The organism is Streptomyces sp. V4I2 (assembly GCF_030817655.1).
In the GTDB taxonomy this organism is placed as follows: domain Bacteria; phylum Actinomycetota; class Actinomycetes; order Streptomycetales; family Streptomycetaceae; genus Streptomyces; species Streptomyces plumbiresistens.
This window is the reverse complement of sequence record NZ_JAUSZM010000003.1, coordinates 367,490-386,560: the sequence shown is the minus strand read 5'-3', so window position 1 is coordinate 386,560 and position 19,071 is coordinate 367,490. Positions and strand designations below refer to the sequence as shown.

Sequence of the window (19,071 nt, the reverse complement as noted above, 5' to 3'; positions counted from 1 at the left end):
TGCCGGCGCACCCCTCCAGGCCCCCGACTGGGCCCGCCCAGGACAACGCGCCTGTCTGATCAGGCCCGTCGAGGTGGCCGGTCGAGGTGGCCGGCTGCGGTGGATCGGTGAGCCTTGGTCCACCGCGGCCGACTGCCGGCGGTACCGGGCAACGGCCTCAGTCCGGCACGTGTCAGACCGCCTCCAGATTGTTGCCGTCCAAGTCCCTGACTGTACTGAGCGGTAGGTCTGTTCCGTGGGTGAGGTTTACGCAGAGTCGACTGTCCGGCGCCGGAGAATGCGTGGGCTGCGCTGGCTGTTTGGTGCTGCGCAGTGAGCTGAGGGGGGCAGCCGTTTTTGCACGGGTTGTTGGCGCGCCTATAGGTACCGGTGCTGGCCGGTCTTGTGAGGGCTGGGGCGGCGAGGGGTGTGTGTTGGTTCAGCGGAGGGTCAGGCGTTGCCAGAGCAGGTCGTGGTCGGCGGGTGCGAGGCGGGGCAGTTGTAGGCTGCGATTGTGTCCCGCGAAGTGGTGTAGCCGGTTGAGCGTGGGCGTGAAGGTCGCCGCGTCCACGGTCTGGGGGATCTTGAAAGAGGCCGGGATCGACCCGGCACCCGAGCGGGCCTGCAGCACCTGGGCCGACTTTCTGGGCTCCCAGGCCGACGCCCTGCTGGCCTGCGACTTCTTCGAAACAGTCACCTTGTTCGGGGTGCGACTGTACGTGCTGGCAGTGATCGAGCACGCCAGCCGACGGATCAGGATCCTCGGCGCAACCACCCATCCGACCGCCTCGTGGGTGGCGCAGGCCACCAAGAACATGGTCATGGACCTTGACGACGCGGGCTGCCGGATGCGGTTCCTGATCCGGGACCGGATGGAAAGTACCGTTCCTAGAGACTGAGCGGGAGTGAGTTCTGTTGCCAGGACTGCTGCTCAGCCGGGTGTCCCGAACGGTGTTGGGCACCCTGGTCGCCCGCTTTCGCTCCACCACCGGGCGGCGCGCATCTGGTGCGTGGTCCGGGCAGGTGGGGGCGGGGTTCCTCACGCCTGCGGGTGTCCGGTCGGGCCTGGGCGGTCCGATGCCCACCACGATCGCTCTGGTCGGGGTGGGGCGGTGTCGTCCGTCGCCGGATCGGGTGCCCGAGGGCGCGTCGCCCGACCGCGATGCTGGCCGCATCGTGCCGGGACGTCTTGCGTCGTGGGGTGGTCAGGGGTTTTTGCCAGTGCTGGGCACCCCACCGACTGGTGTAGGCCGGGTCGACCGCGACGATCGCCACTCCCTGTTCGGCGGCCATCGACACCAGCCGGGCCTTGAGTCTGGCGGTGGGGAAGCGGGACAGCAGGCGCCGGAAGCGTTTGTTGCGGCCGTGCTTCTCCCGGCTGGTGCCGTCGGTGAAGTCGAGGTCCTCGATGGCGATCGCGGCGGTCCCGCAGCGCCGGGTGTGGTGCAGCAGCCGGGTCAGGGCGTGCCGGATCTGCGCGTCCCGGTGCTCGGTACTGCCGGTCAGGTCGTAGAAGAACCGTTGTGGTTCGCCGACCGGGTTGCCGTGCACGTCCAACTGCCAGGCGGCGAGGTGGTCGTCGTTCATGTCCACCCCCACCATCCCCCGGGCCAGCGCCGCCTGAAGCGGCAGGACGGGGGCGGCGGCGCGCTGCCAGGACGCGGTCACATACCAGCGGCCGCGCGCGGTGTCGTGGTGGATGCGGTAGGCCACCGCCCGGTTGGCGGTGATCCGGTCACGCCACTCCTGCCCCCGGTGCCGGAACACCACCGTCGCGTCCAGGACGTAACGGCCGTGCGGCGCGTTGGCCAGGTGGACCAGCGGGGCCGGGAGCTTGACCGAGATCTGTCCGGTGTCGGTGACGCGAATCGTCTCGTTGCCGAACCGCTTGCCGGACTCCCCATCGGCGGTCAGGAACATCCGCTCCGCCCGCCACCGCTCCCGCCACGCTGCTGCCTCCAGGCCGGCCGCCTCAAGGTGGTGGCGGGTGTTCGCGAGGCGTTTGCCGCCGCGCACCACGTGTACGCGGCCCGCCTTCCAGTCCGCCTCCACCACCGCGAGGCGGTCCTTCAGGGTGTGCAGGCGGCGGGACTTGCCATGCCACTCACCACGCGAGGCATAGCCGCGCGCCAGGCCTTCCCGCTTGTCGGCCCTGGCGCCCAGCGGCCGGGCCAGCCGCGCCTCAATGGACGCGATCTGCCTGTGCAGCCAGGCCAGGTGGGTGGCCTGGCCGCGCCGGGCCAGCGCCCACTGGTCATGGGTGGCCTTGGTGATGCTGCCCGCCCAGCGCGCCGACGACCTCCCGGTCAGCGCCCGCTTGCGCACCGCCCACGAGGCCGCATCATGCACCGACCCCCTGCCGGGAGCGCTCCGCGAGATCCGCCGCCGCCAGCGACCCCAGGAACGTCCCGACCTCGGCGAGGACCGCCGCATCCGACTCGCTCACCCGCAGCCGGTCCCGAACAGCCACCCCGGCCGGGCCGGGCACCACGAACGACGCCGTCACCTTCCGCAGTGCGCTCACCCCTTCACCCCCGCCCGGCCGAAGATCCCCGTCACCGCAGTCAACGAGCAGCCTCCGCAAAGGTCACCCATTCGACCCAAGAACTCCCGTTCCCCTCCCGAAGAACCAACACCACAGCACACCCCAGGCAGGGGGAGCCCTCTGACGCACAGCGGAACAACCGCATCCAGCACCGGCACTCACTCACGCTCACCAGAAGGCACTCATGCTCAATAAACCGGCAGCAGTTCCCGACCCCGCCCTGTTCGACGCCATCCTTGCCGATGCGGGAATCGAGGTCGTGCTCAGCGGCGTCCGGCTACCGAGAATGAACTCGACCATGGAACGGTGGGTGCAGACCTGCCGACGCGAACTGCTGGACCGGACCTTGATCTGGAACCAGCGGCACCTGCTTCACGCGCTACGGGAGTTCGAGCAGTTCTACAACGCTCATCGGCCACACCAGGACCTTGCGAACGCCCGCCCGCTGCACCCGTTACCCGCGCCGATCACCGATCCAGACCAGATCACGGCCTTGACATACGACAACACGAGCGCCTCGGCGGCATCCTCCACGAGTACCAGCATGCCGCGTGAACTGCGCGGATGAGATTTCCGGCAAGCGCAACGTCAGGCCGCCCGCGTCGCTGCGGCGAGTTCGCCGCGCAGCCGTACCGTCTGGGCGGGGTCCCAGCCCTCGCGTGGTACCGAGGAGAGCAGGAGCCGGGTGTACGGGTCCGCCGGGGCGTCCAGGACACGGGCCGTCGGGCCGGCCTCGACCATGCGGCCGCGGCACATCACCAGCGTGTCGTCGGTGATGTGCCGTACGACGGCCAGGTCGTGACTGACGAAGACCAGGGCCACCCCGGTCTCCCGGCGGATATCGGCGAGAAGCTGGAGGATCTGCGCCTGGATGGACACGTCCAGCGCCGCCACCGCCTCGTCCAGAACCAGCACCTGGGGATCCACGGCCAGCGCACGGGCGATGGCCAGCCGCTGACGCTGCCCGCCCGACAGTCCACGGGGCCGGGCATCGGCCTCCCTCTTGCCCAGGCCCACCTGATCGAGCAGTTCGCCGACCCGCGTCGCGGCGGCCTCGCCCTCGCAGCGGCCGTGCAGCCGCAAGGCGCCGTGCAGGCACTGACGCGCCGTCAGGCGGGGGTCCAGTGAGACATACGGATCCTGGAAGACGATCTGGATCTCGCGGGCGCGGCGCAGACGTGCCGCCTTGCCCCCTCCCGGCCGACTCAGCCTGGGCAGCTTTCCGCCGCCGCGTTCCCCGGGTGTCCGCTCCCGCCCGTTCACGGCGATCGTTCCCGCGTCCGGCCGTACGAGGCCCACCAGCATCCGGGCCACCGTGGTCTTTCCGGAGCCGGACTCACCGACGACGCCCAGCGAACCGCCGGCCGCCACGGAGAACGAGACGTCGTCCACGGCTGTAGTACGGCCGCCGCCCGGGAGCGGATAGCTCTTGTACAGGCCCTGTACGACGAGTGCGGGTTCGGCTCTGGTCATGCGCTGCTCCTCGCTACGAGTTCCAGACGGCGGCAGGCTGCCGATCCACTGTCCGCCGGTCCGCTGGCGCCACCGAACGGCACCGTCACTGGCGTCCAGCTCTCGCACTCCGCCTCGGCGCGCGGGCAGCGCGGGGTGAACGGGCAGCCGGTGAAGGTGTCGGACAGTGACGGCGGGCGGCCGGGGATGGGGCGCAGTTCGCGCTCGTCGCCCAGCGCGGGCGAGCAGTCCAGCAGGCCGCGGGTGTAGGGATGCCGGGGGTCGGCGAACAGGCCGCGGGCGGGCTGGTGTTCCACCACACGGCCCGCGTACATCACGTACACGCGGTCGCAGTAGGCGGCGGCGAGCGGTAGATCGTGCGTGATGAACAGCGTGCCGAGGCCGCTGCCGGCCTGTCGCCGCTCCTCCTGGAGGCCGCGCAGCAGGGCCAGCACCTCCGCCTGGGTGGTCGCGTCCAGCGCACTCGTCGCCTCGTCGGCGAGCAGGAGGCCGGGGTCGGTGGCGAGCGCGGCGGCGATCACCACCCGTTGCAGCATGCCGCCGGACAGCTCGTGCGGGCGCTGTCGCATCCGGCGTTCGGGATCGGGCAGCCCCACGGCGGCCAGCAGCTCCACGGCCTTCGCTGCCGCCTTGCGCTTGGGCAGCCCCAGGACGCGTACGAGCGGCTCGGTGAGGAAGTCGCCGATCCGGCGGACCGGGTTCATCGCCGAGCGGGGGTCCTGGAAGACCATGGAGACGGTACGGGACCGGTGGGCGCGCAGGCGACCGGGTTCCATGGCGAGTACGTCCTCACCGTCCACCCGCACGGAGCCGGAGGCCGACGCGCCCTCGGGCAGCATGCCCAGCACCGCCCGCGCCGTGGTCGACTTCCCGGAGCCCGACTCGCCGACCAGGCCGACCACTTCGCCCCGTCCGACGGTCAGCGACACCTCGGCGAGCAGGGGCCGGGCGGCGGCCCCGGAGGGCAGCCGGAGGGTGAGATTCTCGATGTCCAGCAGCATGGACGGTTACCTTCCTTGGCCCAGCCGGTCCGAGACCCAGACCCCGACGATGTTGAAGGCCACCACCACGGCGGCGATGGCCGTGCCCGGTACGAGAGCCGGCAGCAGCGCTCCCTGCACCACCGCGTCCTGGCCCTCCTGCACCATCAACCCCCAGTCGATACTGGGCGATCCGGCGCCGAAACCCAGATAGCTGAGCGTGGCCAGGCTCATCAGTCCCTCGCCGAACAGCACCACGAGGTAGCCGACGAGCGCACCGGACAGGTTGGGTACGAGATGACGTACGCAGATCCGCGCCCCGCCCATGCCCTGGACCCGATAGGCGTCGATGTAGGGCTTGGACCGCTCGGACAGGGCGAGACTGCGCGTGTACCGGGCGATGGTTGGCGCGTACGCGAGCCCCATGGCCACGACCGAGGTGGTGAGGCCGTCGCCGAACACCGCGATCACCAGGACGACGAACAGCAGGCCCGGGAAGGCGTACATCACATCCGTCACCCGTGACAACAGGGTGTCCACCCAGCCGCCGTACCAGGCGGCGACGGTGCCCATGGTGATGCCGAGCAGTGCGGCCAGCGCCAGCAGGGCCAGGGGAGCGAGCAGGCTCGACCGGGCTCCGTACAGCGCCCGGGAGAGCAGGTCCTGTCCCGAGGCGTCGGTGCCCAGCAGATGCTCGGGGCTCGTCCCGGCGAGCGAGGCGGACAGATCGACCGCGTCGGGCGCGTACGGCGCGAGCAAGGGCGCGAAGACGGCCGCCACCACGACCAGGGCGAGGAAGCCGCCCGCCACCATCACCGGTACCGGCCGCCGGGCCCGCACCTTGACCGGGAGCAGTGCCCCGGCTGTCAGAGTCGTCATGCGGCCCTCCCTCCGAGCGAGACCCGTGGGTCGATCAGCGGATGTACGAGGTCGACCAGCGTCGTGACGACGACATAGCCGATGACCATCAGCAGCAGCACCGCCTGCGTGACGGGGAAGTCGTGCGTGGTGATCGCGCTCACCAGCAGCGAGCCGACGCCGCTGAGGCCGAAGGCGGTCTCGACGACCACTGTTCCGGCGAGCATGCCCGCCATGACGAGACCGCACATGGTGACGATCGGACCGAGCGCGTTGCGTAGCACATGCCGCACGACGATCTCACGCTCCGTCAGACCGGCGGCCCGGGCGGCCTCCACATGATCGGAGGCGTACGCCTCGGCCATCGCCTGCCGGGTCACCCGGCTGATCACTGCGAGCGCGCCGAGCGCCAGCGCGAACGCCGGGAGCGTCAGATGGTGCAGCCGGCCGGCGAATCCCTCGCCCTGGCCGGTCACCGGGAACCAGCCGAGCTGCACCCCGAACAGCGACACCAGCGCGATCGCGGCGACGAACGAGGGGATGGACGCGGCGAGCGTGGTGCCCCCGACGACGGCCGAGTCCACCCAGCCGCGGCGCAGCGCCGCCAGCACCCCGGAGCCGACGCCCAGGACCACGAGGAACACCGTGGCGTAGGCGACGAGTTCGAGGGTGGTCGGCAGTCGCGCTCCGATCAGGTCCGCCACCTGGTCGCGGTACTGGAACGACCGGCCCAGGTCGCCCTGCGCGCTCTCCCACAGCCACCGCCCGTACTGGACGACGAGCGGCTCGTCGAGGTGGTACTCGGCGCGGACCGCCGCGAGTTTCTCAGGAGTGAGCTCCTGCCTGCTGCCGGAGAGGAGGACGGCGGGGTCGCCCGGTGCCGCGTAGACGGCGGAGAAGATGACGAACGAGGCGACGAGCAGCGTCGCGAGCAGGCCGGCGATGCGCCGCGGCAGTCCGCGCAGCATGGCTTCAGCCCTTCGTTCCGAGGTCGGCGGCCCAGGGGTAGTACAGCGACACCATGGACGCGGGCGGGCCGGTGTACTTCTCGCCGAGCACCAGCACCGACGGCACCTGCACCAGCGGAATCCACACGGCGGCGTCGGCGAACTTCGACTGCGCCTCGATGACGAGCTTCGCCCGCTGCTTGTCGTCGATCGTCTGCTGGGCCTTCTTGACGAGGGCGTCGTAGCCGCTGTCCGAGTAGCCGAGCCAGTTGTTGGCGTTGCCGGACATGGCGTTGTCGTAGAAGCCCACCGGGTCGGCCTTGGAGATGTACCAGTCGACCGCGATCAGATCGAAGCCTTCCCGCGCCTTCGGGTCGGCGAAGAACTCGTCGTACTGACTCGGCGGCACGGTCTTCACAGTCACCTCGAGACCGATCTTCTGGGCCGCGCCGCGCACCGCGTTGGTGATGACCGTCTGGCTCTCACCGCCGTCACTGGCCACGACGATCGGCTGCGCGGCCGCCCCGGCCTCCTCGACCAGCTTCTTGGCCTCGTCGATGTTGTCGGACGACGGCGACGCCGTGTAGGCGGTCGACTTCTCCAGGTCCGTCTGCGCCTTCTGGAACGTGGCCTTCTCGTAGCCCCACGCGCCGGGCCCGACGGGCGTCGCCCAGGGCGTGGCGAGCCCGCTGAACCCGGACTTGGCGATGCCCTCACGGTCCAGCGCCAGCGACAGGGCCTTGCGCAGCCGGGTGTCCTTCAGCGCGCCGCTGTCGGTGGGGCTGAGCGACCAGGCGGTGGTGCTCTGCCCGTAGTAGGCGCGTACGCCCTTCTTCTCGGCCAGCACGGCGGCCGGGCCCGTGGCGGTCAGATACGCGCCGTCCGCCGCGCCGGTGGAGACGGCGTTGACCAGCGCGCTGCCGGTCGCCCAGCGGAAGACGACGTTCTTCGTCAGCGCCGGGCTGCTGTCGTCCCAGTAGTCCGCGTAACGCTCGATGTTGATCGACGAACCGGAATCCCAGCTCTTCAGCCGGTACGGCCCCGTGCAGGCGTCCGGCCGGCCAGGGGTGCCGTACTCGTCGCCCTGCTTCTCCACCGTCTCGCGGTCCATGATGATCCCGGCGTCACCGGCCAGCGCCTTCATGAACAGGGCACTCGGCTCCTTGAAGGTGACGGTGACCTCGGATGCGCCGGTCTTGGTGATCTCGTCGACGTCCTCGTACTCGTCCGACTCCGACATCTCCGGCTGCGCGTGCCGCTTCAGGCTCCACACCACGTCGTCGGCCGTCATGGGGGAGCCGTCGTGGAAGGTGACGCCGTCGCGGAGGGTGAGGACGAGCGTCCTGTCGTCGGTGTACTCGGCCTTCGCCGCGAGCTGCGGCTCGGTGGTGAGGTCGGGCTGGAGCTGGAGCAGCCGCTCGCAGACGTTGGCCAGCACGGTCCGTCCGCTGGTGTTGCCCTGCCGGTCCAGGTCCAGGGAACCGGGCTCCTGCTCCACCAGCCAGTTCACCGAGGCGGCCGCGCCGGACGCCTTGGCGGTGGTGTTGGTGAGCTTGAGCGCGGCGGCATCGGCAGTCGCGCCGCCCGACCCGGTGGAGGCCCCGGAGCATCCCGCGGTGAACAGCAGTGCTCCCGCGAGGCCGGCTGCGGTGGTACAGAGCTTGGTTCTCATAGCAGGCTCTTCCTGGTGGTTCGAGGGGTGAGGGGGAGTCGGCGCGGGGTGGCGGGACGTTCCGGGCCGCGGATGATGGCGCGTCAGTTCGGCGCGTGCGGGCCGTCGTAGAGGTTCCAGGGCAGGTACTGGTACTCGTGGTCGCAGGGGGTGCCCGGAGTCACGTAGTAGTCACCGGTGGTCAGGTCCACGCAGGAGGACAGCAGCGTCGTCCACCGCTTGACCTCCGCCTGGCGCGGATCGGGGTGGGTGCACAGGCCCTCGGGGTGACCGAGGTGGTCGGACATGGCCTGGCGGATCAGCTTGCGGGAGTCGTCAGGCGCGGTGGCCGTGCGCAGTTGGCGCAGGCCGGCCTCGGCGCGGGGTACGCGGATGAGTGAATCGGAGGACGCGGGGCGGTAGTTGGCGGCGAGCTGGACGGGCACGCCGGCCTGGTAGTGGTTGCCGTGCACGAGCAGGCCATCGGTCGGATACAGCCAGCCGTGCGCGCCGGGGGTGGTCTCCAGATCGACGGCGAAGCCTTCGCGGCAGGTCAGCAGGGCGTTGCTGGCGATATGGCCGCGGGTGCGGCACAGCACCTCGACCGCTTCGCTGATCGACTCGCTGTCCAGTACGCGGCGGCGGATCACGGTCTGGGGCAGGCCCACGGCGTCGTCGAAACGACCGCCGAGACCGTTGGCGTTGAGGGCGATGCCCGCGGAGTTGGCGCCCTGGCGGCCGATCTGGCCCGCCTCGACCTGCATGATCACCGTGGGCCGCGAAGGCTGGACGATCCGCAGCATCACGAGGGTGTCCGCGGTGCCCGCCCGCCAGTCCCAGTTCTGACCGCAGTACACGTGCCCGTCGCCGCTGGCCTCGCCCATGACGGCGAACGAGGTGCAGCCGTCGGCTGTGCCTTTCTCCTCCACGGTGTCGTCCGTGGAGTCCTCCTGGCCGCGCATCCCTGCGAAGGTCTCGTCGTAGAGGATCTCGCCCCGGGCGTTCAGCGCGAGCACGTCCAGGAGACCGACCCCGGCACCCTCGGCGATCCCGCTCATCTCCTCGACGAGATCGGGGGCGTACGTGCGCACCGGCTCCAGCCAGCGCTCGGCCCGCGCGGTGACCTGGTCCCAGGTAAGCCCCGACGACTGGCCGAAGGCTTCCTGGTAGTAGGCGAGCGCGGCGCCGAGTCTGCCGCGCACGGCTTCGCCGTACTGGCGGCCGCGCTCGACGGGCGTACCGGAGATCTCGACGATCGGGATGGCGCTGGCTGTCATGCCTCTCCTGTGCTCTGCGACTGTGCTCTGCGACGCATGTGATCCACGGCCCGGACCCGCAACGGCCTGTAATGTGCGTTTCAGGATCCGGAGCTTCTGGAATGATGGCACCAGGTTAGTAATGGACGCTACGAGGAAGTCAATAGCTGTAATGAGCGAAACAGAAGACGTAACCGGAGCGACACGACTCCATGCCACGATTCGCGACCTATGGGGTGAGTTGTCCGCCTCGGAACGCGTGGTGGCCCAGTACCTGGCGAACACTCCGCCGGAGCACCTGCTCTTCGCCAGCGCGCAGGAGCTGGGCGCGGCGAGCGGAACCAGCAACGCCACCGTCGTACGCGCCCTGCAGCGCCTCGGCTACACCGGACTGCCCGCGCTCAAGCGGGAACTCGCCGCAGACTTCACCTCCGCGACCGCTCCCGAGGAACGGCTCAAGCAGCGCATCGCCCATGTCGGCCACGACCTGGAGCAGATCAAGGACCGCGTCTTCGACGAGGCGGCGGAGCGTCTCGAACAGTGCCGCCGGCTGCTGGAGACGGACGTGCTCAAGCAGGCGGTCCAGATCCTGGCCGACGCGCGCGAAGTGGTCGCGTACGGCGTCGGCGCCTCCGAACTCGCCGCCCGCCACCTGGTCTTGAAGCTGCGCCGGGCCGGCCACCGGGCCCGCTTCGTCGGCGCCACCGGCTTCACCATGGCCGACGAACTGCTGGACCTCGGCCGCGGCGACGCCGTGGTGATCCTCCAACCCGGAAGGCTGCTGAGGGAGTTCACCGTTCTCACCGAGAGGGCACGGACCGTCGGTGCGAGCGTCCTGCTCGTCACCGACGAACCCACCAGCCCGCTCGCCGACCGCGCCGACGTGGTGATCAGCGCCCCCCACACCCCCACCGGCATCACCGCCGAGTCCCTGGCCGGCACCGTCGTCATGGACACTCTCGTCCTGGCCCTCGCCTCACTGGACGAGCACCGGGCCGTCGAGACCTCCCACCAACTCACCGTTCTGCGCGGCCAGTTGCTGGATCCCACCGAGCCACGGCCACGCAAGAGCTGAAGCCCACCCCGCACCCGAACGCAAGCGAACCGGAACCGCCCATGGACCGACAACCGCCGCCCCATTGGCCGGGCGGGGCACGCTGCGCCGTCATGCTCAGCTTCGACCTGGACGGCCCCACCCTGTGGCTCGACCGCGCCACCGGGCAGTGGGACGACGCGCGGGGCTTCTCCATCGGCGCGTACGGCCCCTGGCGGGGTGAGAGCTGCTTGGAATGAGGGAGTCTGACGGCCAGGCCCCAATTGGTTGTCGCGTCGAATCCCTCTGGCCGGCCGGCCCGCCCCGTGACGGGCGCCGCGGCGTACGGCCTGCAGACGGCCGAGTGCCATCAGCTCAGGGCGCCGTCAGCCTCGCCGCTCTTCTCCCGGCCTTGGGCGCCCTCCTCCACCGGAGGCATGAAGGCACGCAGCCACCGCTCCGTCTGGGTGACGTGGGCCTCGGCAGCGCCCGCGGCGGAGCCAGGGTCGCGGTCGGCGATCGCGGTGGCCAGCACGCGGTGGTCCGCGTCGCTCTTGCGCCGCAGCTCGGGGCCCTCAGGGAGGGTGAAGACCTGGTACTTGCGGGAGCGGGCGCGGAAGACTGCGAGCAGGGAAGCGAGGGTGGGGTTTTCGGCCGCCCGGGCGATCTCCGCGTGGAAGCGGTGGTCGAGCTCCGAGGCCTCGGCGGGGTCGTCGGTGGCCTCCATGGCCTCGATGAGCGAGAAGAGCGTCTTCACGGTCTCGGGGGTTCGGCGCGCGGCGGCCTTGGCCGCGACATGAGCCTCCAGGACCCGCCGGATCTCGTACACCTCCAACAGGCCGGGCAGTGGCAGAAGTTCGAGGGTCAGCGAGAGGCTGCCGATGATGTCCTCCGGCCTGAGCTGGGAGACGTAGGTACCCGAGCCGTGCCGCGGCTCGATCACTCCCAGGGCCGCGAGCATCCGCACGGCCTCACGCAACGATCCCCGCGAGACGCCGAGTTCCTCGCCGAGCTCGGCTTCGGGCGGGATGCGCTCGCCCGCACCGAGACGTCCCGTCGCGATCATGTGTCGTAGGCCGTGGAACGCCTTGTCGACTGCGGACATTCGACTCCTCCTGACGGACCGGCGGCATCACCGAAGCTCTTGTGCACTGTACCGAGTCATCAGATGTCTTGTATGTATCGGCCAGGATTCATCTGATGACTTTCCCCTGCGCGAGCCTTGCAGGCGCGAAAGTGCCATGCCAGGATGCCGAGTCATCATATGTCTCCGGGAAAATGGCAGACACTGTCTGATGTCTCGGGCACTCAGGCCGGGCAGATATGGAGTGATGTGAGCGAGACCGAGGTCACCACCGCCCCGCGCCCCCTCCTGCTGGCCGACGGCCGGCCCGCCGCTCGGGCGTGGTCGCTGGATCCCGCGATGACGCACCTGAACCATGGCTCGTTCGGGGCGGTCCCCTCGGTGGCGCAGGAGCGGCAGAACCAGCTGCGGGCGGAAATGGACCGCTCCCCGGTGGTGTGGTTCCCGGCGCTGCCGCAGCGGATCGCCGCCACCCGGGTCGAACTCGCCGCCTTCCTGCGGGTTGCCCCGGACGACCTCGCCCTGGTGCCGAACGCGAGTGCCGGTGCCAGCGTCGTGTTCGCCGGCCTCTCCCGCCGCCGCGGCGGCGAGATCGTCGTCACCGACCACGGCTACGGGGCTGTGACCATGGGCGCCGAACGGTTGGCACGCCGCTGGGGCGGCCGGGTCCGCACCGCCCGGGTGCCGCTGGACGCGGACGAGGAGCAGGCGTACGAGGCCGTGGCCGCCGAGATCGGCGAGGCCACAGATCTCATCGTCCTCGACCACATCACCTCGGCGACCGCCCGGCGGATGCCGGTGGAGCGGATCGGCGCGGAGGCCCGGCGGCGCGACATCCCGCTTCTCGTCGACGGCGCCCACGCCCCCGGTCTGATCACCGCCCCCCTCGACGGTGTGACGTGCGACTTCTGGGCCGGAAACCTGCACAAGTGGGGCTGCGCACCGCGAGGCACCGCCGCGCTGGTCGCCCGCGGCCCGCGGCGCGAGCAGCTCTACCCCTTGATCGACTCGTGGGGCGCCGCCGATCCGTATCCCGACCGCTTCGACCAGCAGGGCACGGTGGACCTCACCAGCTATCTGGCGGCGCCGACGGCGCTGGACCTCATCGAGCGCACCTGGGGCTGGGGGACCGCCCGCCAGTACATGGACGACCTGGTCGGCTACGCCGAGCGCGTCGTCGGCGCGGCCTTCGCCGAGCTCACCGGCGAACCCAGCGCCGTCGACGTGGGCATGCCGGTGCCCGGCATGCGTCTGGTGCGGCTGCCGGCGGGACTGGGCGCCAGCCGCGTCGAGGCCGACGCGCTGCGCGACCGGGCCACCCGGGAACTGGGCGTGGAGACGGCCTTCACCAGCTTCGGCGGCACCGGTTATCTGCGGCTGTCCGCACACGTCTACAACACCGCCGCCGACTATGAGTACTTCGCCGAGGACTGCGTCCCCGTCCTCGGCGAGTGGGCCCGCGCGGCCCGCGAACACCCCGCCGCGCCGTAGCGGCGCGAATCCCCCGTCCCCGAAGCCGCCGCCGGTGCGGCCGCATCCACGGAAGAGGTCGGCATGATGAGAAGAAGGACGGTAGCTCTCGCCCTCGGCACGGCCGGCGCGTTGGTGCTGACCGGATGCTCCACCGTGAGCGGTGGTGGTGGCGGAACGGTCACCCTCAACATGGTCGAGAGCCTGACGAACCCCGCCCGCACGGATCTGCTGAAGGACCTCATAGCGGACTTCGAACAGCAGAACCCCAAGATCAAGGTCAATCTGGTCTCGCCGCCCACCGAGCAGGCCGACCAGAAGATCCAGCAGATGCTCCAGTCCGGCAGCGGTGTGGACACCCTCGAGGTGCGGGACACCACCGTGGGCCCGTGGTCGAACAACGGCTGGCTCTACGACATGAAGAAGGACCTCACCGGCTGGAAAGGCTGGGAGGCCATGACGGAGAACGCCGTCAAGGCCTCCCAGGACGACGACGGCGAGACCTACTTCGTCCCGTACGGCTTCTACGGCCTGAGCGTCTTCTACCGCACCGACCTGATCAAGGAGGCCGGCTTCAGCGCGCCGCCGGCCACCTGGGATGAGCTGCTGACGCAGGCCTCCGCCATCCACGACCCGGCGAAGCGCCGCTACGGGTACGCCTTCCGCGGCGGGGCCAACGCCAACGGCAACGCCACCGCCGTCATCGAGGCCTACGTCGCCGACGAGATCGACCCCGCCAACGGCTTCAAGCTGAAGGACGGCAGCACGATCTTCTCCGTGCCCGAGGCCCTCGACGCCATGGAGACCTACCTCAAGCTCTTCAAGCAGGCGTCCCCGAAGTCGTCCGTTTCCTGGGGCTATCCGGAGATGGTCGAGGGCTTCTCCAACGGCTCCACGGCCTTCCTGCTCCAGGATCCCGAAGTGATCGCCACGGTCTCGGAGTCCAAGGCGATCGCGAAGGACCAGTGGGACACCGCCCCGCTGGTGGCAGGTCCCAGCGGCAAGACCGTTCAGCCGCTGGCCACCGCCGGATGGGGCGTCGCGGACGGCAGCAAGAACAAGGCCGAGGCCGTCAAGCTGGTCGAGTTCCTGTCCGAGGGCGAGGCGTCGACGACCTTCACCAAGAAGAACAGCCTGGTTCCGATCCTGAAGGCGGCCACCGAGGACCCGTTCTACAACACCGGCCCCTGGTCCAGTTACGTCACCATGACGGAGCAGCCGGAGAAGTACCTCAACGTCAGCCAGCCGCGCGGCGTCGCCTGGTGGACCGAGTGGCAGCAGAAGGCCGACGCCGATGTGCAGAAGATGGTGCTCGGCAAGCTGAAGCCCAAGGCGCTGCTGGCCGGCTGGGACGCGTACTGGACCGAGAAGTGGCAGCAGGAGGACTAGGCAAAATGTCGTCCGCGTCCGAAACGACGAGTTCGAGTACGAGTACACGTACGACGGAAACGATGAAAACGGCGTCGGCGGGCTCCTCCCGGAAGCGGAAGAGGGGAGCCCCGCCCGCCCGAGGCACCGAACAGGGCCGCCGCAAGCCGGAGTTCACCTCCCGGCGCGGGCTGCTCATCGCCGCCTTCATGGCCCCGGCCGCGATCTTCGTGGCGGTCTTCACGTACTACCCGATGATCGCCGGCAGCCAGATGGCCTTCCGCAACTGGAATCTGACGGACCTGAGCGACACCTCCTGGGTGGGCCTGAAGAACTTCCGTGACGTCTTCGCCGACCCGGCCTGGGGCACCGTCCTTACCAACACCGCCGTCTGGGTGTTCGGTTCGATCGTGCCCCAGTTGGTGATCGGCTTCGCCCTCGCCCTGTGGCTGCGCCGGAAATTCCGCTTCCGCGGCCTCTACCAGGCGCTGGTCTTCTTCCCCTGGGCGATCTCCGGATTCCTCATCGGCATCCTGTTCCGCTGGCTGTTCAACAGCGAGTTCGGTGTCGTCAACGACCTGCTCCAGAAGGCCGGGCTGATCGACGAGCCGGTCGCCTGGCTGGCCGACCCGAAGACCGCGATGTTCGCCGTCGTGGTCGCCAACGTCTGGTACGGGGTCACCTTCTTCACGATCATGATCCTGGCCGCGCTGCAGTCCGTCCCGGAGGATCTGTACGAGGCGGCGGCGCTCGACGGAGCCGGCAAGGTGCGCACGCTGTTCCAGATCACGATCCCGGACATCAGGGTCACCCTCGCGCTGACCGTGCTGCTGCGGGTCATCTGGATCTTCAACTTTCCCGACCTCATCTTCGGAATGACCGGCGGCGGACCCAACAACGAGACGCACATAGTGACCACCTGGATGATCAAGATCACCCAGCAGGGCGACTACGGCAGGGCCTCCGCGCTCGGCCTCATCGTGGTCGCCACGCTGCTGGTGTTCGCGGTCTTCTTCCTTCTGGCCACGCGCGAGAAGCGAGAGGTGAAGCCGTGATCGGCAAGGAGTCCACGGCCGGCCGGGCCACCAAGTTCACCTTCCTGGGGCTGTGGCTGGTCTTCACCGTCTTCCCGCTCTACTGGATCACCATCACGTCGCTGAAGGCACCCGGCGACATCTTCACCTTCCCGATCGCCTACTGGCCCGAGCGCTTCTCGCTCGAGAACTACAGCGGGCTGTTCGGCAAGGCCGACTTCGGCGTCTACCTCACCAACAGCCTCATCGTGGCGACCGTCGCGGGCGCGGTCGCCACGGCGATCTCGATGCTGTCGGCGTACGTACTGGCCCGCTTCGAGTTCCGTACCAAGTCCGCGCTGCTGATGGCCGCCCTGGTCACCCAGATGATCCCGACCTTCATCGCGCTGGGACCGCTGTACCTGCTGATGACCGACCTCAAGCTGGTCGACAACCGGCTCGGGCTGATCCTCGTCTACATCGCCGTCTGCATCCCGTTCTGCACGGTGATGCTCCGCGGCTTCTTCGAGAACATCCCGGACGCGCTGGAGGAGGCCGCCATGATCGACGGCCTGTCCCGGTTCGGGGCGCTGTTCCGGGTGCTGCTGCCGGTGATGCGTCCCGGGATCGTGGCCGCGTTCATCTTCAACTTCGTCAACTGCTGGAACGAACTCTTCCTGTCCGTGACGCTGATGAACAGCGACACCAACAAGACCGTCCCCACGGCCCTGAACGGATTCATCTCCAGCTTCAACATCGACTGGGGCTCCATGTCCGCGGCGGCGGTCCTCACCATCCTGCCCACGATGCTGCTGTTCGCCTTCGCTAGCCGTCACATCGTCCAAGGCCTCACGTCCGGCGCGGTGAAGGGCTGAGAGAGGCGGCAGGTCATGTCCGTGATCGAGTTCCCCTGCCCGATGCCGTCCACGTGATCAGCGCGGCGGACGGGGCCCCGCGCTCCGCCACACCGGCGGGGCCGGGCAGCTGGACCGTGCCCGGCGCCGAGTGACGGCATGTCACCAGCCGGACGGGGGACTGGAGCTGACTCTCGCAGCCCTGGGCCCGCCCGGCCTGTCGAAGGTGGCGCTGCGCTGGCGGCACCACCCGCCTCGCCCAGCACAACCGTTTCTACGCGGTGGACGCCGACTGCGTGCCGTGCACCCCCGACCGAGTGGGCGCTGAACCGTCAGTTCCTCGACCTCGTGGCTCGCTCCGGCACCGCCCTGTTCGTCTCCGTCGACTCGCGGCCCGCACCCCTCATGCCGACGCCGACCTCACCGCGGCCGTCCGCCTCGCCCTGGACGGCGGGCAGCCGGGCGGCGTCGAACCTCTGGACCGGCTCGCCACAACCACTCCGCGCCGCTGGCGGACCGGCGACATGAACCTCGCGTACTGGTGGTCGCAGCCTTGGAGGGCGTGGCCGCTGCTTCCGCTGTAGGCGAGGAGCTCACGATCAGGCGTTGTCATGTTGTTGGGTGCGTGACTGTCTGATGGTGCGTCGGGGCGCGGTGGGCACGCGGTCCGGGTGTGTGTTCAGACTGTGGTGGGCTGGCCGACGGCGCGGGTGATCTGGTCCCAGATGGCGAAGCGGAGGGTCATCTCGGCTCGGTAGCCGGAGGCCGCCATCAGGTGGCGGCTGGGTCGAAAGTGGGGTGAGATCCCGCTGAACGCGGAGAGGAACCGCTGGGCTGCGCCAACGCCGCGGAAGCCCTTCATCGCCCGTTCACGCTGCCTGGTTGGCTGGTGGCTGTTTTCCGCCCGGTTGTTCAGGCCCTTGTGGGAGCGGTGCTCCACGGAGGGCATGACCTCGCGGTGGGCCGCGCCGTAGGAGCGAAGCTTGTCGGTGACGACCACCCGCGGCACCGCACCCGTGTTCTTCAGCAGGCGGCGGAAGAAGCGCCTGGCCGCGGCGGGGTCCCGCCGGTTCTGCACGAGGATGTTGAGCACCATCCCGTCTTGGTCGACGGCCCGCCACAGGTACGTCTGCTCACCGTTGATATTGATGAAGACCTCGTCCAGATGCCACTTGTCCCCAGGCCGGGGCAGCCGGCGACGCAGCTCGCGGGCGTAGGCCGGGCCGAACTTCACAAACCAGCGGCGGACCGACTCGTAGGAGACGACGACACCGCGCTCGAGCGTCAGCTCCTCGACCTCGCGGAAGCTGAGCGGGAAACGGTGCTAAAGCCACACGCAGTGGGAGATGACCTCGACCGAGTAGCGGTGCCCCTTGTACGACGGCGACCTGCTCTCCACGGGCACCCCTCCAGCAGGATTAACCCGAAGATCCTCCCACGCCATAGCCAACGTGACAGCGCCGTGACGACCGCTCCAACCGCTCCCTGAACAGGGAGTGGATGGAGGTCACCAACACCACCCGCCGCAGCGTGAACCTGGACGGGTGGACGCTGTCCGATGAGGACGGTCACACCTACACCTTCGACTCCTGCCGCCTGGCCGGCCGTGCGACCGTCCGCATCCACACCGGCGAAGGCCGCGACACCGCCACCGACCTGTTCCAGGACCGCCGCAACTACGTGTGGGACAACCGCTCCGACACCGCCACCCTGCACAACCACCGGGACCGCTTCGTCGACGAGGCCTCCTGGGGCGACGACCGGGGTGAGCGCGGTGACCGGGGTGAGCACCGCCAGCGCTGATGCTCAAGGCCGCGTGCCGGTGACTGCTGAAGAGGGCACCCGCAAAACGCTCTGGTGAGGCGGCGGCGCACCCGGCCCTGAAAGCCCGCCACCACCGTCGGTCTGCGACGCAGGCAGACGGTGGTGGCGGGCGGCAAACTGCAAGGGTCGCGTCCACCGGGCCAGCGGGGGCTCAAAGAGTCACCCCCTCTACGATGCGGAGAAGGCGGGTGCGGGTCCCTATCTGACAGGCAGGCTGTCGCTGTTCTGGGTCCGGGTGAGGGTCAGTGGTGTTTGTCGATGGCTCGGAAGCTGCCTACGAGCGCGAATGGCACCACGACGCCGTCGAAGACCGTTGTGCCGGGGATTGCGCTGCTGGAGTTCCGGGGCCCGATGGTGGCGATTGCGGCGCCGTTGTCGCAGGTGATCCCAGTGAAGAATTCGACGGTTCTGTCACTCTCGTTTCGGATGTTGAAGCTGGTGGCGGGACTGCTGATGACGGCGGTGCACACACCTGGCTCGGCTGCATACGTGCGCTCGTTGACGTGGATCCGTCCAGCGTCGTCGTTCCTGTAGGCGTGGGTCTGGCCGTCGCCTCCGAGGGGGACAGAGGCATCGGCGTCCTGTACCGACGGGGCGGACTGCGGGACGGAGCTGGAAGCCGAGGCGTAGTTCACACCGGTTGCAGTCAAGACCGCGACGCCCACGGACGCTGCGATCGCGACAACGGTACGCCTACGCGTTCCGTTTCTCCTTTTCTCAGGCATTCCGTTTCTCC

18 protein-coding genes and 2 pseudogenes are annotated in these 19,071 nt (G+C 69.4%); 9 read left to right on the top strand and 11 right to left on the bottom strand.

Annotated elements, in window-relative coordinates; translation table 11 throughout:
• Positions 1-524: 524 nt before the first annotated feature.
• A complete protein-coding gene (locus QFZ76_RS02465; protein ID WP_307672121.1) occupies positions 525-878 on the top strand; it encodes a hypothetical protein in 354 nt (117 codons plus the stop codon).
• On the opposite strand, the gene QFZ76_RS02460 is transcribed toward QFZ76_RS02465, so the two are convergent.
• Positions 868-2,328 carry a transposase gene (locus QFZ76_RS02460; protein ID WP_307672120.1) on the bottom strand — a complete coding sequence of 487 codons (1,461 nt, stop codon included), beginning with the start codon at positions 2,326-2,328 and terminating at the stop codon, positions 868-870. The genes QFZ76_RS02465 and QFZ76_RS02460 overlap by 11 nt on opposite strands.
• Positions 2,321-2,503, bottom strand: coding sequence for a hypothetical protein (locus tag QFZ76_RS02455; RefSeq protein ID WP_307672119.1), 183 nt, complete (start codon positions 2,501-2,503; stop codon positions 2,321-2,323). The genes QFZ76_RS02460 and QFZ76_RS02455 overlap by 8 nt, the downstream gene beginning before the upstream one ends.
• A 205-nt stretch (positions 2,504-2,708) precedes the next feature.
• On the opposite strand from QFZ76_RS02455, the gene QFZ76_RS02450 reads away from it, so the two are divergent.
• A complete protein-coding gene (locus QFZ76_RS02450; RefSeq protein WP_307672118.1) occupies positions 2,709-3,092 on the top strand; it encodes an integrase core domain-containing protein in 384 nt (127 codons plus the stop codon).
• 20 nt (positions 3,093-3,112) lie between these two features.
• On the opposite strand, the gene QFZ76_RS02445 is transcribed toward QFZ76_RS02450, so the two are convergent.
• The 6 genes from QFZ76_RS02445 to QFZ76_RS02420 form a co-directional block, all read right to left on the bottom strand.
• Positions 3,113-3,997 (bottom strand): ABC transporter ATP-binding protein, encoded by an 885-nt coding sequence (locus tag QFZ76_RS02445; RefSeq protein ID WP_307672117.1) that lies wholly within the window; start codon positions 3,995-3,997, stop codon positions 3,113-3,115.
• The gene (locus QFZ76_RS02440) at positions 3,994-4,998 is read right to left on the bottom strand and encodes an ABC transporter ATP-binding protein (protein ID WP_307672116.1); all 1,005 of its coding nucleotides are present in this window, start codon (positions 4,996-4,998) and stop codon (positions 3,994-3,996) included. The genes QFZ76_RS02445 and QFZ76_RS02440 overlap by 4 nt, the downstream gene beginning before the upstream one ends.
• 6 nt (positions 4,999-5,004) lie before the next feature.
• Positions 5,005-5,856: an ABC transporter permease gene (locus QFZ76_RS02435; RefSeq protein WP_307672115.1), complete on the bottom strand. Its 852-nt coding sequence runs from the start codon at positions 5,854-5,856 to the stop codon at positions 5,005-5,007.
• Complete coding sequence (locus tag QFZ76_RS02430; RefSeq protein ID WP_307672114.1) at positions 5,853-6,803, bottom strand: ABC transporter permease; 951 nt, start codon at positions 6,801-6,803, stop codon at positions 5,853-5,855. Before QFZ76_RS02430 ends, QFZ76_RS02435 begins: the two co-directional genes overlap by 4 nt.
• Before the next feature lie 4 nt (positions 6,804-6,807).
• Positions 6,808-8,454: an ABC transporter substrate-binding protein gene (locus QFZ76_RS02425; protein ID WP_307672113.1), complete on the bottom strand. Its 1,647-nt coding sequence runs from the start codon at positions 8,452-8,454 to the stop codon at positions 6,808-6,810.
• 83 nt (positions 8,455-8,537) lie between these two features.
• Positions 8,538-9,710, bottom strand: coding sequence for a C45 family peptidase (locus QFZ76_RS02420; RefSeq protein WP_307672112.1), 1,173 nt, complete (start codon positions 9,708-9,710; stop codon positions 8,538-8,540).
• 151 nt (positions 9,711-9,861) lie between these two features.
• On the opposite strand from QFZ76_RS02420, the gene QFZ76_RS02415 reads away from it, so the two are divergent.
• Complete coding sequence (locus tag QFZ76_RS02415) at positions 9,862-10,764, top strand: MurR/RpiR family transcriptional regulator (protein WP_307672111.1); 903 nt, start codon at positions 9,862-9,864, stop codon at positions 10,762-10,764.
• 92 nt (positions 10,765-10,856) lie between these two features.
• Positions 10,857-10,982: a hypothetical protein gene (locus tag QFZ76_RS02410; RefSeq protein ID WP_307672110.1), complete on the top strand. Its 126-nt coding sequence runs from the start codon at positions 10,857-10,859 to the stop codon at positions 10,980-10,982.
• Between the two features lie 110 nt (positions 10,983-11,092).
• Here the strand turns inward: QFZ76_RS02410 and QFZ76_RS02405 are convergent, their stop codons facing one another.
• A complete protein-coding gene (locus QFZ76_RS02405) occupies positions 11,093-11,827 on the bottom strand; it encodes a FadR/GntR family transcriptional regulator (protein ID WP_307672109.1) in 735 nt (244 codons plus the stop codon).
• 228 nt (positions 11,828-12,055) lie between these two features.
• On the opposite strand from QFZ76_RS02405, the gene QFZ76_RS02400 reads away from it, so the two are divergent.
• The 4 genes from QFZ76_RS02400 (at position 12,056) to QFZ76_RS02385 (ending at position 16,532) form a co-directional block, all read left to right on the top strand.
• Positions 12,056-13,297 carry an aminotransferase class V-fold PLP-dependent enzyme gene (locus QFZ76_RS02400; protein WP_307672108.1) on the top strand — a complete coding sequence of 414 codons (1,242 nt, stop codon included), beginning with the start codon at positions 12,056-12,058 and terminating at the stop codon, positions 13,295-13,297.
• A 66-nt stretch (positions 13,298-13,363) separates the two neighbouring features.
• Complete coding sequence (locus QFZ76_RS02395; protein ID WP_307679909.1) at positions 13,364-14,665, top strand: sugar ABC transporter substrate-binding protein; 1,302 nt, start codon at positions 13,364-13,366, stop codon at positions 14,663-14,665.
• A 62-nt stretch (positions 14,666-14,727) separates the two neighbouring features.
• Positions 14,728-15,699 (top strand): carbohydrate ABC transporter permease, encoded by a 972-nt coding sequence (locus QFZ76_RS02390; RefSeq protein ID WP_307672107.1) that lies wholly within the window; start codon positions 14,728-14,730, stop codon positions 15,697-15,699.
• Positions 15,696-16,532, top strand: a complete 837-nt coding sequence (locus tag QFZ76_RS02385; RefSeq protein ID WP_307672106.1) for a carbohydrate ABC transporter permease — start codon at positions 15,696-15,698, stop codon at positions 16,530-16,532. Before QFZ76_RS02390 ends, QFZ76_RS02385 begins: the two co-directional genes overlap by 4 nt.
• 658 nt (positions 16,533-17,190) lie before the next feature.
• Here the strand turns inward: QFZ76_RS02385 and QFZ76_RS02380 are convergent.
• Positions 17,191-17,955, bottom strand: a pseudogene (locus tag QFZ76_RS02380) (IS6 family transposase).
• Positions 17,956-17,975: 20 nt separating this feature from the next.
• On the opposite strand from QFZ76_RS02380, the pseudogene QFZ76_RS02375 reads away from it, so the two are divergent.
• Positions 17,976-18,314: pseudogene (locus tag QFZ76_RS02375) on the top strand (lamin tail domain-containing protein); the annotation flags it as partial.
• Between the two features lie 263 nt (positions 18,315-18,577).
• On the opposite strand, the gene QFZ76_RS02370 reads toward QFZ76_RS02375, so the two are convergent.
• Positions 18,578-19,060: a hypothetical protein gene (locus QFZ76_RS02370; protein ID WP_307672105.1), complete on the bottom strand. Its 483-nt coding sequence runs from the start codon at positions 19,058-19,060 to the stop codon at positions 18,578-18,580.
• Positions 19,061-19,071 lie beyond the last annotated feature (11 nt).